Source organism: Streptomyces sp. NPDC032940 (genome assembly GCF_040636935.1).
Lineage (GTDB): Bacteria > Actinomycetota > Actinomycetes > Streptomycetales > Streptomycetaceae > Streptomyces.
In genome coordinates this window covers 310,664-324,161 of record NZ_JBEZVJ010000004.1, presented here as the reverse complement: position 1 = coordinate 324,161, position 13,498 = coordinate 310,664, and the positions used below count along the sequence as shown (strand labels likewise).

General features: G+C 74.1%; 10 protein-coding genes. 5 read left to right on the top strand and 5 right to left on the bottom strand.

Going from position 1 to position 13,498, the window contains the following annotated elements:
* On the top strand, positions 1–1,155 hold the full coding sequence (locus AB0E77_RS08515; protein WP_361567421.1) for a glycosyltransferase: 1,155 nt from the start codon (positions 1–3) through the stop codon (positions 1,153–1,155).
* Positions 1,152–1,808: a lipopolysaccharide biosynthesis protein gene (locus AB0E77_RS08510; protein WP_361567419.1), complete on the top strand. Its 657-nt coding sequence runs from the start codon at positions 1,152–1,154 to the stop codon at positions 1,806–1,808. Before AB0E77_RS08515 ends, AB0E77_RS08510 begins: the two co-directional genes overlap by 4 nt.
* A gap of 71 nt (positions 1,809–1,879) precedes the next feature.
* Here the strand turns inward: AB0E77_RS08510 and AB0E77_RS08505 are convergent, their stop codons facing one another.
* A complete protein-coding gene (locus tag AB0E77_RS08505; protein ID WP_361567416.1) occupies positions 1,880–3,118 on the bottom strand; it encodes a glycosyl hydrolase in 1,239 nt (412 codons plus the stop codon).
* 191 nt (positions 3,119–3,309) lie between these two features.
* Between AB0E77_RS08505 and AB0E77_RS08500 the strand changes: the two genes are divergently transcribed.
* Together AB0E77_RS08500 and AB0E77_RS08495 are read left to right on the top strand one after the other, a co-directional pair.
* Positions 3,310–4,602: an ATP-grasp domain-containing protein gene (locus tag AB0E77_RS08500; RefSeq protein ID WP_361567413.1), complete on the top strand. Its 1,293-nt coding sequence runs from the start codon at positions 3,310–3,312 to the stop codon at positions 4,600–4,602.
* The gene (locus tag AB0E77_RS08495) at positions 4,602–5,867 is read left to right on the top strand and encodes an NAD(P)-binding domain-containing protein (RefSeq protein WP_361567533.1); all 1,266 of its coding nucleotides are present in this window, start codon (positions 4,602–4,604) and stop codon (positions 5,865–5,867) included. Before AB0E77_RS08500 ends, AB0E77_RS08495 begins: the two co-directional genes overlap by 1 nt.
* Before the next feature lie 190 nt (positions 5,868–6,057).
* Here AB0E77_RS08495 and AB0E77_RS08490 read toward each other — a convergent pair whose 3' ends face one another.
* From AB0E77_RS08490 to AB0E77_RS08475, 4 genes are all read right to left on the bottom strand, one after another.
* The gene (locus AB0E77_RS08490) at positions 6,058–6,960 is read right to left on the bottom strand and encodes a chaplin (RefSeq protein ID WP_361567411.1); all 903 of its coding nucleotides are present in this window, start codon (positions 6,958–6,960) and stop codon (positions 6,058–6,060) included.
* 244 nt (positions 6,961–7,204) lie between these two features.
* Positions 7,205–8,068, bottom strand: coding sequence for an ABC transporter permease (locus AB0E77_RS08485; protein ID WP_361567408.1), 864 nt, complete (start codon positions 8,066–8,068; stop codon positions 7,205–7,207).
* On the bottom strand, positions 8,065–10,716 hold the full coding sequence (locus AB0E77_RS08480) for a CocE/NonD family hydrolase (protein WP_361567405.1): 2,652 nt from the start codon (positions 10,714–10,716) through the stop codon (positions 8,065–8,067). Before AB0E77_RS08480 ends, AB0E77_RS08485 begins: the two co-directional genes overlap by 4 nt.
* A gap of 121 nt (positions 10,717–10,837) precedes the next feature.
* Complete coding sequence (locus AB0E77_RS08475; protein WP_361567402.1) at positions 10,838–12,274, bottom strand: APC family permease; 1,437 nt, start codon at positions 12,272–12,274, stop codon at positions 10,838–10,840.
* Positions 12,275–12,617: 343 nt separating this feature from the next.
* On the opposite strand from AB0E77_RS08475, the gene AB0E77_RS08470 reads away from it, so the two are divergent.
* Entirely contained in the window at positions 12,618–13,475 is an 858-nt protein-coding gene (locus AB0E77_RS08470) for a hypothetical protein (RefSeq protein ID WP_361567399.1), read from the top strand.
* The last annotated feature ends 23 nt before the right edge of the window (positions 13,476–13,498 follow it).

The window sequence follows — 13,498 nt, the reverse complement described above, 5'->3', positions numbered from 1 at the left end:
ATGAAGGCCCTGCACATCATCACGGGCCTCGGCGTCGGCGGGGCCGAGCAGCAACTGCGCCTGCTGCTGCGCCATCTGCCCGTCGCCTGCGACGTCGTCACGCTCACCAACCCCGGCCCGGTCGCCGAGGGCCTCGCCGCCGACGGCGTCCGCGTCACGCACCTGGGCATGGCCGGCAACCGCGACCTGACCGCGCTCCCCCGGCTGGTCCGGCTGATCCGCGCCGGCGGCTACGACCTGGTCCACACCCATCTGTACCGGGCCTGCGTCTACGGCCGGCTCGCCGCGCGCCTCGCCGGGGTGCGTGCCGTCGTCGCCACCGAACACTCCCTGGGCGACTCCCAGATGGAGGGGCGCCGGCTCACCTCCGGGGTCCGGGCGCTGTACCTGGCCAGCGAGCGGCTCGGCTCGACGACGGTCGCCGTGTCCTCGGCGGTGGCCCACCGGCTGAAGCACTGGGGCGTGCCGGCCCCCCGCATCGAGGTCGTCCCGAACGGCATCGAGCTGGACCGGTTCCGCTTCGACCCTCGGCGCCGGGCACACGCCCGGCGCCGTCTCGGCCTGCCGGACGAGGCGTTCGTCGTCGGCGGGGTCGGCCGGCTCGCCCGGGGGAAGCGGTTCGACGTCCTCGTCCACGCGCTCGCCCGGCTGCCGGAGGACCACTGGCTGCTGCTGGTGGGCGGCGGCCCCGACGAGCACCTGCTGCGCCGCACGGCCCACGAGGCCGGGGTGTCCGGGCGGGTCCTGTTCACCGGTGAGCGCCCCTACGTCCCCGACGGCTCCCCGGGCCCCGACCTGCCCTCGCTCACCTCGGCGATGGACGTGTTCGCGTCCCCGTCGCCGGACGAGGCCTTCGGTCTGGCGGCGGTGGAGGCGCTGGCGTCGGGCCTGCCCGTGCTGTACGCATCCTGCCCGGCCATCGAGGACCTGCCGTCGTCGGCCACCGCCGGCGCCCGGCGCGTGCGGGGCGGCCCCGAGGCGTACGCCCGTGCGATCGCCGAGGTGCGCGCGGCGGGCGCCGGGCCCCGCACCGTCCCGGACGTCGCGCACCGCTACTGCATCACCCGCAGCACCGCCCGTCTCGTCGACGTCTACGCGGCGGCGGTCTCCCGTTCGCCGTCGGCCCTCTCACCCCTCGGAGCAAGCCCGTCATGACCGACACCCCGGCCCGCCGGCACCGCCTGTCCGCGGCGCGTGCCAAGAAGCTGCCGTCCTGGTCCGTGCTCGCGGCGGGCGCCCTCGCCGGGACCCTGGCCGGCGGCGCCTACGGCCTGTTCACGCCGGCCACCTACACGGCCACCAGCTATGTCGTCGCCGTGCCGACGGCGAAGTCCACCCCGGAGGCCGCCCGCGGTTTCGCGCAGGCGTACGGCCGGGTCGCGACCCAGCTCGCGGTGCTGGGGGACGCCCAGGTGTGGGCGGGGGTGCCGGTGCGCACCCTCCAGGAGGAGGTGCGCACGGCGACCTCGCCCGACGCGCCGATGGTCGCCGTCTCGGCCACCTCCACGCGGCCCGGTCGCGCCGTCGACATGGCGAACGCGGTCTCGCGGGCGCTGACGCAGCACGCGGAGCACTCCAAGAACAGCACCCAGGTCAAGCTCGTGCAGTTCTCCCGCGCGGTGAAGCCGAGCAGCCCGGCGTCCGCCTCGCCGGCGGTGACCACCCTGGTGGGCGCGAGCGCGGGCGGGCTGCTGGGCGGACTGGCCCTGCTGGCCCGGCCGAGGCGCGCACGCCGGGAGGACGACGCGGCGCCCGTCCCGTCGGTGCCCGGCCCGGCCACCGCGGCCGACGTGCACGGACAGCGGTGACGGCGGTGCGGTGCCCGGCGGTGGCGGCCACCGGCACGGGCCGGCCGCCACCGTCCGGGACGGCGGGGACGCTAGTCGCCCGGCGACCACCACTCGAAGCGGAGGCAGAGCTTGCCCCCGAGCCAGTACTCCGCCCAGCTGCCCAGGTTCACCGGCGAGCACCCCTCCGGGGGCTGCGGCGCGGTGGGCTCGGACGGGGTGGGGACGGGCACGGGCGTGGTCGGTGTGGGGGTGGGTGCGGGCGGCGTGGTGGGCGTCGTCGTCCCGTCGGCGAGGCGGGACACGACGGACCGGTAGACGCGCGAGGCGTCCGGGTTGGCCCGGCACTGCCACACCCCGTGCGGGCAGTAGTCGGTCAGCGTGTTGTAGAGCGGCTTGTGCTCGACGATCCAGTCCAGCATGCGCCGCATGTACTCGGGGTTGTCGCCGTTGCGGAAGAGCCCCCACTCCGGGTAGGAGACGGGCTTGCCGTGCGCCTTGGCGAAGTCCACGTGGTCCTGCAGCCCGTAGGGCTCCTTGACCTGCTGGTCGAAGGACATCCCGGACGGCTGGTCGTAGGAGTCCATGCCGAGGACGTCGACCGTGTCGTCGCCGGGGTAGCACTCGGTCCAGGGAATCGCGTCCCGGCCACGGCTCGGTGTGAAGTCGAAGCGGAACTTCTGGCCCGGCACCGAGCGCATCGTGGTGACGATCCGGTTCCAGTACGTCTTCCAGGCCTCGGGGTCCGGTCCGCACCGGTGGGTGTACGTGATGCCGTTCATCTCCCAGCCGAGGACCAGGACCGTGTCCGGCACCTTCAGCCGGACCAGGCGCTCGGCGAGGGCCCGGAAGTGGTGGTCGAACTCCCCGGCCGCGCCCCGCCGCAGCAGCTGCCGGACCTCGGCGTCGGAGACGCCCTCCTCGTTGCGTTCCTGCATGGGCACGTTCAGGACGAGCATCCGGTCGTCCTGGGCGTTGCGCCAGTGCGCCCACGACTCGAGGAAGCGGATGTCGCCCTCGATGTCCTGCCAGCGGTTGCCGGGCAGGTAGGTGTGGCCGACCCGGAGTTCGGCGCCGCCGAGCCAGTGGCTGAGCTGCTCCATGCGGTCCACGCCGCGGGAGTCGGAGGCGAGGAAGGCACCGAAGGCGGGTGCCTTCGACGCCTGCGGGCCCGGTGCCGGGGTGGCGGACGGCGACGGAGCGGGTGGATCAGTGGCCCGCACCACCCCCGCCCCCACCGCGGGACCGGACGCCAGAACGGCCGACGCGGCCACCGTCACCGCGCCCACGGCCAGCCTGCCGAACCGGATCCGCCTGTGCTGTGGAGCCATGCCTGCTCCTCTCTTCGCTCTCGTCCGACCTCTGTTGCTTTTCTCTGTCCCTGTTCTCGCTATTGACGAACAGTCATATGAATTCAGGCACAGGACATTCCACGGCGCCACCGCCCTTGGGGCTTTCGAGTGCCGAACTCGCCCGTGCGGGTGAAAAGACCCGGAACGGATCCAAAAGAAAGCGAGAGTTCATGTCGTTGCTCGACACCCGGGTCCCCGCGGTCCTGCTGCGGACCGACCCGAATCCCTTCCACCACGGAACGCTGGGCGCCGTGCGTTCCCTCGGCCGGGCGGGCGTGGAGGTGCACGTCGTCGCCGACGCGGCCGGGGGCCCCGTCCACCGGTCGCGCTACGTACGGCGGATGCACCCCCCGCCGCTCCCGGGCGCGTCCGCGCACGACATCCTCGCCGTGCTGCGCCGGGTGGCCGCCGACGTGGCGTCACCCGCCGTCCTGATCCCGATGGACGACGCGAGCGCGATCGCCGTGTCCCGGCTGCGCGACACCCTCGCCCCCTCCTATCTGCTGCCCGCACTGCCGGGCGCGCTGGCCGAACGCGTCGCCGACAAGGGCGAACTGGCCTCCGTGTGCGCCGCCGCGGACGTGCCGCACCCGGTGACGCTGGTCCCGGACGGCCCGGCGCAGGCGGCCGACGCCGTGCGGCGGCTCGGTGTGCCGGTGGTGGCGAAGTGGAGCCGTCCCTGGCTGCTGCCGGCCGGCGGCGGGCTGCGCAGCACGCTGCTGGTGCGCTCCCCGGAACAGGCGCGGGAGCTGTATCTGCGTACCGCGGAGGCGGGCAGTGCGCTGCTGCTCCAGGCCTGTCTGCCGCCCGGGCCGGACCGGGACTGGTTCTTCCACGGCTACGCCGACGGTACGGGTGCCGTGCGCGCGGGCGGCCCGGGCCGCAAGCAGCTGGCCTGGCCCCGTGGGGCGGGCCTGACCGCGGTGGGCCGCTGGACGCCCAATCCCGAGCTGCGGGTGCTGGCCGAGCGGCTCATCGGGGCGCTGGGCTACCGGGGCGTCTTCGACCTGGACTTCCGGCGCTGCGGCACGACGGGCCGCTATCACCTGCTCGACTTCAATCCGCGTCCCGGCGCCCAGTTCCGGCTCTTCGCTGACCGCGCCGGACTGGACGTCGTACGCGCCCAGCACCTCGATCTGACGGGCCGGCCGCTCCCGGACGGCGCCCCGCTGCACGGGCGGTCGTTCGTGGTGGAGAACTACGCGCCGCTGACCGCGCTGCGCCCGGCCCCGGACGGACGCGAACTGGCCTGGCACGCCGCGGACGACCCCGCGCCCGGACGGGCGATGTGGAGCCTGTGGGGCCGTCACGTCGCGGGCCGGCTGCGGGAGCGGCTGCTGCCGGCGGCACCGGCCCGGACCGCATCCGCGTCACCCCCGGCACCCCGGGCGGCCTCGCCCTCCCTGCCCGGCCTGCCTTCCTTGCCCTCCCTGTCCGACAACGAGAAAGCGAGCAAGCGATGATGTACGACCTTCTGGTGGTCGGCGCGGGTCCGTACGGTCTGTCGATCGCGTCCCACGCCGCGTCCGCGGGGCTGAACCTGCGCGTGTTCGGCCGGCCCATGGCGTCCTGGCGCGACCACATGCCCGGCGGCATGTACCTGAAGTCGGAGCCCTGGGCGTCCAATCTCTCCGACCCGCAGGGACGCCGGCGCCTGGACGCGTACTGCGCGGAGCGGGGGCTGACGGCGCGTCACGCGCAGCCGATCCCGGTGGAGGAGTTCGCGTCGTACGGCCTGTGGTTCGCCCGCCACGCCGTGCCGGAGGTGGACGAGCGCATGGTGGCGCGGGTGGCGTCCGTCCCCGGCGGCTTCACGGCGGTCACCGAGGACGGGGAGATGCTGCACGCGCGCACGGTGGCGATGGCGGTGGGCGTGATGCCGTTCATCGAGGTGCCGCCGGCGCTGCGCGGCCTGCACCCGGCACTGGTGACGCACAGCAGCCACCACAGCGACCTCACCCCGTTCCGCGGCAAGGACGTGACGGTGATCGGCGGTGGCCAGGCGGCGCTGGAGACCGCGGCGCTGCTCGCCGAGCAGGGCACCCGGGTGCGGGTGCTGGCGCGGGCCGAGCGGGTGCGGTGGAACGACGTGCCGCCGCCCTGGGAGCGCCCCTGGACGCAGACGCTCCGTTCGCCGCACAGCGGGCTCGGTCCCGGCTGGCGGAACTGGTTCTACTCCGAGCGCCCCGGTGTCTTCCGGCGGCTTCCGGAGGCGACCCGGGTCCGGATCGCGGCGACGGCTCTGGGCCCGGCGGGCGCGTGGTGGGTGCGGGACCGGGTGGAGCGCGCGGTGGAGCTGATGCCGGGCCACGAGGTGTCGGCCGCCTGCGCGGTGCCGGGCGGCCTGCGGCTGGACATCGTGGACCGCCAGGGCGTCGTGCGCGCCCTGGAGACCGAGCACGTCATCGCCGCCACCGGGTTCAAGCCGCGCTGCGACCGGATGGGGATGCTCGCCCCCGAGCTGTGCGGCAGGCTGGCGGTGCTGCCCGACGGCTCCCCGGCGACCGGCCGGGAGTTCGAGTCGTCCCACCCGGGGCTCTTCCTGGCGGGCCTGGTGACGGCCTCCGGTTTCGGCCCGGCCATGCGTTTCGTCCACGGCGCGACGTTCACGGCGAGGACCCTGGTCCAGGGGGTGCGCCGGCGGCTGCGGACGACCCCGGTCCGCGGCACGGTCCCCGTTCCGGGAGCGGCCGGCCGGAGCGCGTCGCCGTCCCCCGTGGGCCACTGACGACAGGTGCCGCAGGGCGGACCGGCGACGGCCCGCCCTGCGGCGCCGGCAGGCGCGCGGAGCACCGCCCGGCATGCCGGAACGCCCCCGGTCCGCCCGGCCACCTCGAGGGGTGGGCCGGTCCGGTCCGGGGGCGTTCGCGGAAGGGGCGGTGGGTGCCGGACGGGTCGCGTCCGGCACCCGGGTGCGGCTAGCGCCGGGCGGCGACGCGGCCGCGGCGGTACAGCATGGCCCCGCCGCCGAGCAGGGCGGCACCGGCGACCGAGGCCGTCAGCATGCCGGCGCTGCCGGTCTCGGCCAGCTGGGGCGTGTCCGCCGGCTGGTCGACGGCGACCGCCGGCGGCGTGTCGACGACGGTCGCGGGCGGCGTCAGGGGGGTGCTGGGCGTGCTCGGGGTGCTGGGCGTCGTGGGCGTGGTGGGCGTGGTGGTGGTCGGAGGCACCTCTTCCTCCGTGCCGTAGCCGCCCTCGTTGCCGCACTCGTTGCCGTACGTGTCGTTCGCCACCGCGAGCACGTTGACGGCGTTGCCGCACACGTTCACCGGCACGTGGATCGGCGCCTGGATGTTGTTCCCGGCCAGCAGCCCGTAGGAGTCCTCGGTGTGGCCCACGGCACGCGCGCCGCCGGCGGAGGAGGCGGCCGTGGACGCCGACGCGGCCGAGGCGTGGTTGCCCGAGCCGTTGCCGCACTCGTTGCCGTACGTGTCGTTCGCCACCGCGAGCACGTTGACGGCGTTGCCGCACAGGTTCACCGGCACGTGGACCGGCGCCTGGACGTTGTTCCCGGACACGATGCCCGAGGCGTCCCGGGTGTTCCCCACGGCCTGGGCGCCGGCGGAGCCGGACCCGTGCGAGCCGTTGCCGCACTCGTTGCCGTGCGTGCCGTTGCCCACGGCGAGCACACCGATGGTGTTGCCGCACACGTTCACCGGAACGTCGATGGGAGCCTGAACGTTGTTCCCGGACAGCAGACCGGAAGCGTCGTCGGTGGCGCCCACCGCGATGCTGTCAGCGAGTGCCGGGGTGCCGGACAGGGACAGAATGCCCGTGGCGGCGGCCGCCGCGAGCACTCCCCTGCTCAGGGTCTGTCGCAATGTGGTGATCTTCCTGCTTGAAGTACTGCGCGAATTCCTGCGGGAAAGGCCCGTGTACCGCGGTTGCGGCAGGCGACGGCGTCGGTGCCCGTTGCCTTCTCGGGCACTGCGCGTTCCTTTCTCGTGGCGTCGCATGCCTACTGCTTCATAAACCCGGTGGGTGCGAATCGGTTGCGCACGTTCACCCGGTTGGACCGCGCAGTAATCAAAGAATCCCGGAGAGGACGGGGCGGCGCACGGCCGCTCAGGACACCACGTCCTTGCGGGCGAACCCCCGGAAGGCCAGCGCGAACAGGACGAGCGCGTACGTCACGGAGACGGCGGCGCCCTGGATCATGCCGGACCACTCGGGGTGCGGCTGGACGGCGTCCGCCCAGGCGAACTGCCAGTGCGCGGGCAGGAAGTCGCGCCAGTGGCCGAGGGCGGTGACGGCGTCCAGGACGTTGCCGACGATGGTGAGGCCCACCGCGCCGCCGACCGCGCCGAGCGGGGCGTCGGTCCTGGTGGACAGCCAGAAGGCGAGGCCGGCCGTGACCAGTTGGGACACGAAGACGTACGCCACGACGACGACGAGCCGCAGCGCGGCCGTCCCCGGGGCGAGCGAGCCGCCCGTCGGGATCGCCAGCGGCCCCCAGCCGTAGGCGACCGTGCCGACGGCGAGCGCGACCAGGGGCAGCAGCACCATCGCGGCGAGGCTCAGCCCCAGTCCGACGGCGAGCTTGGACGCCAGGAGCCGGGCGCGCGGCACCGGTGCGGCGAGCAGATAGCGCAGCGAGGACCAGCTCGCCTCGGAGGCCACGGTGTCCCCGCAGAACAGGGCGACGGGGACGACCAGCAGGAAGCCCGCCGAGACGAAGAGGCTGACCGCGGCGAAGTTGGCGCCGGACGCGGTGGCCGTGTCCATCAGGGTGATGCGCTCGCCGGGGCCGTCCGGCTCGCCGCCGATGGCGAAGGCGGCGACCAGGACGAAGGGCAGGGCGGCGAGGATCGCGGCCATGACGAGGGTGCGGCGCCGCTTGAGCTGGCGGGCCAGCTCCACCCGCAGGGGCAGGGTGCGGCCCGGCCGGTAGCCGTACGCGGTCTCGGGCTGCTGGGTGAGCGTGCTCATGCGGACCCTCCGATCAGGGTGAGGAAGGCGTCCTCCAGGCGGCGGTGCGGGCCGACCGAGGTCACCGGCACGTCCAGCCGGACGAGCTCCGCCACGAGGCGGGCCGCCGTGCCGTCGGTGCCGAGGCGGACCAGGAGCCCGTCGTCGGTGTGCACGACGGAGGCCACGCCGGGCAGTGCGGCGACCTTCTCCACGACCGGTTGCTCCACGGGCAGGTCGGTGCCGACGAGGAGGGTGTCGCCGGAGCCGATGATCTCGGCGACCGGGCCGGCCTGCACCAGGCGCCCGCGGTCCATGACCACGAGGTGGGTGCAGGACTGCTCGACCTCGGCGAGCAGGTGGCTGGAGACGATGACCGTGCGTCCGGCCGCCGCGTAGCGGATCATCACCTCGCGCATCTCGCGGATCTGGGGCGGGTCGAGGCCGTTGGTCGGCTCGTCCAGGATGAGCAGGTCGGGCAGGCCCAGCATGGCCTGGGCGAGGGCGAGGCGCTGGCGCATGCCCTGCGAGTAGGTGCGCACCGCGCGGGCCAGCGCGTCGCCGAGGCCGGCGATCTCCAGGGCCTCGTCCAGGTGGGCGTTCTCGGGCGGGCGGCCGGTGGCCCGCCAGTACAGCTCCAGGTTCTCCCGGCCGGACAGGTGCGGCAGGAAGCCGGCCCCCTCGACGAAGGCGCCGACCCGGGAGAGCACGGGGGCGCCGGGCCGGATCGCGTGGCCGAAGACGCGGATCTCGCCCTCGTCCGGGGTGATCAGGCCCATCAGCATGCGCAGGGTGGTGGTCTTGCCGGCGCCGTTGGGGCCGAGCAGGCCGAGGACCTGGCCCTTCTCGACGCGGAAGGACAGGTCCCGTACCGCGTACCGGTCGGCCGCACCGGCGTAGCGCTTGGTCAGGCCGGTGATGCGCAGCGGGACGTCGGCGAGCGCGGGGTCCGGGGCGGGCGTGGCGGTGCGGCGGCGGCCGGTCAGCAGCAGGGCCAGGGCGACGGCGAGACCGGCGAGCGGCAGCCACCACACCCAGGCGGGCAGCGGGGCGGCGGCCGTGGTGACGCCGGGCGCCGTGGGCACCGTGAGGTCGCCCCGGAGGGAGACCGTGTACGTCGCCGGGGCGGCCGGGGAGGCGTAGCCGAGGTCGGTGGAGGCGAGGACCAGGCGCAGCCGGTGTCCCTTCTCGACCTCGTGGTCGATCGCCGGGAGGGTGAGGGTGACGTCCTTGCCGGCCTTGGCGCCCTCGACGCGGACGGGCGTGACGAGCTGGGCGGGGAGCACCGGGGCGGCGCCGCCGGGGCCGACGTCGTACACCTTGGCGAACAGGACGGCGTCGTCGGTGGTGGAGCGGACGTGGACGGTCGCCGTCGGGGAGCCGGTGACGCGCAGGTCCTCGGTCAGCGGGGCCGACTGGAAGGCGGCGTGCTGGCCGGGGAAGTCCAGGGAGACGCCCACGCCGAGGGAGGAGAGCTGGGCGAGTCCGCCCGCGCCGCCGATGCCGGGGAGGGCGGAGACGGCGGGCGGGTTGGCGCCGGCCGGGTTGGCGAAGCGCTGCTCGCGTCCGCTCAGGGGGACGGCGGCGGGCCCGGCGGCCAGGCCCGGGTACCGGTCCGCGCTCGCGCCCCGCAACTGGGCCTGTCCGTCGGTGGAGTCGACGCCGCCGGTGCGGGTGACCCGGAAGGCGGGGCCGGTGGCGGCGCCCTCGTCGTCCTTCAGATAGCGGTCGAACCAGGAGTGCGCGCGCGCCTGGAGGCGGTCGGTCTCCATGTCGCCGCCGTCGTGTCCGCCCGCGATCCAGTCGACGTCGACGGGCGCGCCGTTCGCCCGGATCACGCGGGCCGCGGCGTCGGCCTGGCCGAGCGGGAACAGGGAGTCGGTCTGGCCCTGCGCCAGCAGGGTGGGGACCCGGATGCGCTCGCCGACGGCCTGAGGGCTGCGCTCGGTCAGCAGCTTCACGGCCTCGGCGTCCGGCACCCCTGTCTCGGCGACCCGCTGGTACATCCGGCACAGCGCGATCTCGAACCGCCCGCAGCCGCCGCCGGTGTTGACGAAGATGCCCGCCCACAGCTTCTTGAAGACGCCGTTCGGCATCAGGGCGTCGGCGAGGTTCCAGTAGGTGATGGCGGGGGCGATGGCGTCCACGCGGTCGTCGTGGCCCGCGGCGAGCAGCGAGACCGCGCCGCCGTAGGAGGCGCCGGCCATGCCCACGCGCGGGTCCCCGGGCCCGTCGAGCCGCACCTGGGGCTGCCTCGCCAGCCAGTCGATCAGCCGGGAGACGTCGGCGACCTCGCCGTCGGGGTCGTTGAGCCCGATCTTCCCGGTGGACCGGCCGAAGCCGCGCGCCGACCAGGTCAGCACCGCGTACCCGTCCCGGGCGAGGCTCTCCGCCTGCTGCCGCAGGTCGGCCTTGCTGCCGCCGAAGCCGTGCGCGAGCAGGACTGCGGGCCGGCGGCCCGCGGAACCGTCCGTGAAGTAGGAGGTGTCCAGGCGCACTCCGTCACCCGTCGGCAGGAGCCGGTCGGTGCGCCGCACCGGGGGCGGGTCGTCGGAGGCGACCGCCGTCCACGTTCCCGCGCCGGCGAGCACGACGACGGCCGCCGCGGCGGCGAGCACCCGCCGCGGCCGGCGCAGCAGCCCTCGCATACGGGGCAGTCGAAGATCCATGCGTCAACGGTACGGGCCGGCGCCGGCACCGGGGGCCCTCCGGGGGCTGAACCGCCGCCCCTCCCACGGGCGTACGGGGCCTCGCCGCCGTACCACGGACGCGGTAGGCGGCGGGGCGGGCTCACGCCCCGGCCGGCTCGCGGGTGTCGTCGCGGGCGTCCTCCGGGAGGGTCACCAGCCAGCGGGTGTCGCGGCGCGGGCGCAGGTACAGGGCCCAGTACAGGGTGGCGACGGCGGTGATGCCGCCGGTCCACAGCAGGTAGCTCGTCTCCTGCTGGGTCAGGATGTAGGCGAGGACCAGGATCAGCAGGACGGGCACGGCGGGCCACAGCGGCATGCGCCAGGCCTGCGTGTGGCGGTGGGGGCCGCGCCGGCACAGCAGGGCGGCGATCGCGACCAGCAGGTACATGCCGGTCACCGAGACGCCGGTGACGCCGTACAGGGTGTCGAGGTTGACGAAGCAGAGCACCGCGCCGGGCACGCCGACCGCGAGGGTGGAGACCCAGGGGGAGCCGAAGCGGCCGAGCTTGGCGAAGAGCCGGTTCACCGGTGCGGGCCACGCCTTGTCGCGGGCGGAGGCGAACAGCACGCGCGAGTTCTGGATGACCATCACGATGCCGGCGTTGATGATGGCGAGGGCCACGCAGAGGCTGACGAAGGTGCCGACGGCCGAGTTGGACCAGGCGGTGACCATGGAGCCGATGTCGCCGCCGGTCAGCTCGGCCAGGTCGGAGGCGCCGAGCGTGATGGCGACGACCGGGACCAGGATGATCACGGTGGAGATGGCGAGGGTGGCGAGCACCGTGCGGGCGACGTTGCGGCGCGGGTGCTCCAGCTCCTCGGAGAGGTAGACGGCGGTGGAGAAGCCCTGGGTGATGAAGAGGGCGATGGCGAGCCCGGAGACGACCAGCATGGCCGTCACGGCGTCCGTGTGGCCGTCGGCACCGGCCACCTCCATGGAGGCGAGGCTGCCGAGACCGCGCTCGCCGTGGGCGAAGCCCAGCACCGCGACGACGGCCGCGGCGATGACCTCCAGGACCAGGAAGACGCCGGTGATCCAGGCGTTGGCGCGCAGGTCGAGCAGTCCGGCGAGGGTGGCGAGCACCATGACGCCGGCGCCTGCGACCGACGGGTCGAGGTGCACGACCGGTTCGAGGTAGTCGGCCGTGCCCATCGCGATCACCGGCGGGACGATCATGACGACCAGCAGGGAGAGCACGAAGACCAGCCAGCCCGCCAGCCGCCCGGCCATGGTCGACACCATGGCGTACTCGCCGCCCGCGTTGGGGATCATCGTGCCCAGCTCCGAATAGCAGAACGCCACGGCGATACAGAGGAGGGAGCCGATGGCGATCGTCAGGGCGGTGGCGGTGCCGAGCGAGCCGAACAGGTCGGGCACGACCACGAAGAGCGTGGAGGCGGGGGTCACGCACGAGAGCGTCAGGAGAGTGCCGCCGACGACCCCGATGGAACGCTTGAGCGTCCGGGACTCCGGATGGTCCGGCCGGTCCGGGGGCGCTGCGGCGGCGGTCTGGGCGGGGCGGAGCGTGTCGGTCATGGAGCGGTTCCGATCGACTCGTGCTGTGCGGTTCGGGCGGGAGCGCTATCGCCTCCGGCGGCTTGGTCGTACGTGGTTCTCGTCCGCTCCCGGCGCACGATAGAACCCCGACGAAACCAGCACGTCAATGGGTGTTTTCCTACGGAATCCGTTGCCTGTACGCGGCGAGGCGGCGGTAAAGCGCACCAGAGGCCGTCGAACGGGGCCCCGTTGATGTGTGCGGGAACCGTAGCCGGGCCGGTGAAAAAACGTGCCGCCTTCCGGTGTCCCGACGCTGTCACAGGCGCCCGGTAGAGTCCTGCACACAGGTGAATCACAGGATCACGGCAACGGGTGGGGACTCATGAAGCTGAGGTACACGGCGGCCTGGGTGGGGCTGACGGCGGCGACGGTCATGGCGACGTCCGCGTGCGGTTCCGAGGGCGCCAAGGACGCCGCGCAGACCGCGGACAAGGCGGCGACGAAGGCCGTGGAGAAGGCGGACACCATCATGGCGGCCCTCACCCGGGCCACCGACCGCACGGAGGAACTGGGCTCGGCCGAGGTCCGGACCACGACCGACCTGGGCACGGGCGAGCCCGTCGCCATGGACGGCACGTACTCCTGGGGCGACGGCTACGCGCTGGACGTCGAGATGGACACCGAGGCCGCCCAGATGCAGGCGCTCACGGACTCCCCGACGGTGCGCACGCTCTTCGTGGACGGCGCCTACTACTACGACATCGACCCGCAGCCCTCCGGCCCGCTCCAGGGCAAGGAGTGGATGAAGATCGACGGCTCCGCCGTGTTCGGCGAGTCGGGTGCCGCCGCGTTCAGCGGGGGCGGCGGCGCAGGCAGCCCGGCGGACTCCATGAAGGGCCTCAAGTACGCGAGCGACGTCGACGACCTCGGCGAGGAGACGGTCAACGGCAAGCCCACGACCCACTACCGCGCCGTCCTGGACGAGAAGGACCTGGGCAAGTTCCAGGAGGCCATCGGCGGCGAGGACAGCCTGCTCAACTCCGGTGCGGGCGACGGCTCGATCACCATGGACATCTGGGTGGGCGACAAGGACCTGCCGGTGCGCCTGAAGCAGGAGTTCGGGGCCATGACGGTCACCATGGACTTCGACAAGTTCGGCGCCACCAAGAAGATCGTGGCCCCGCCCGCCGACCAGACCGGCGACCTCACCGACGAGGTGAAGGCACAGCAGCAGGGCTGACCCGGTCCGCGCACGGGTACGAC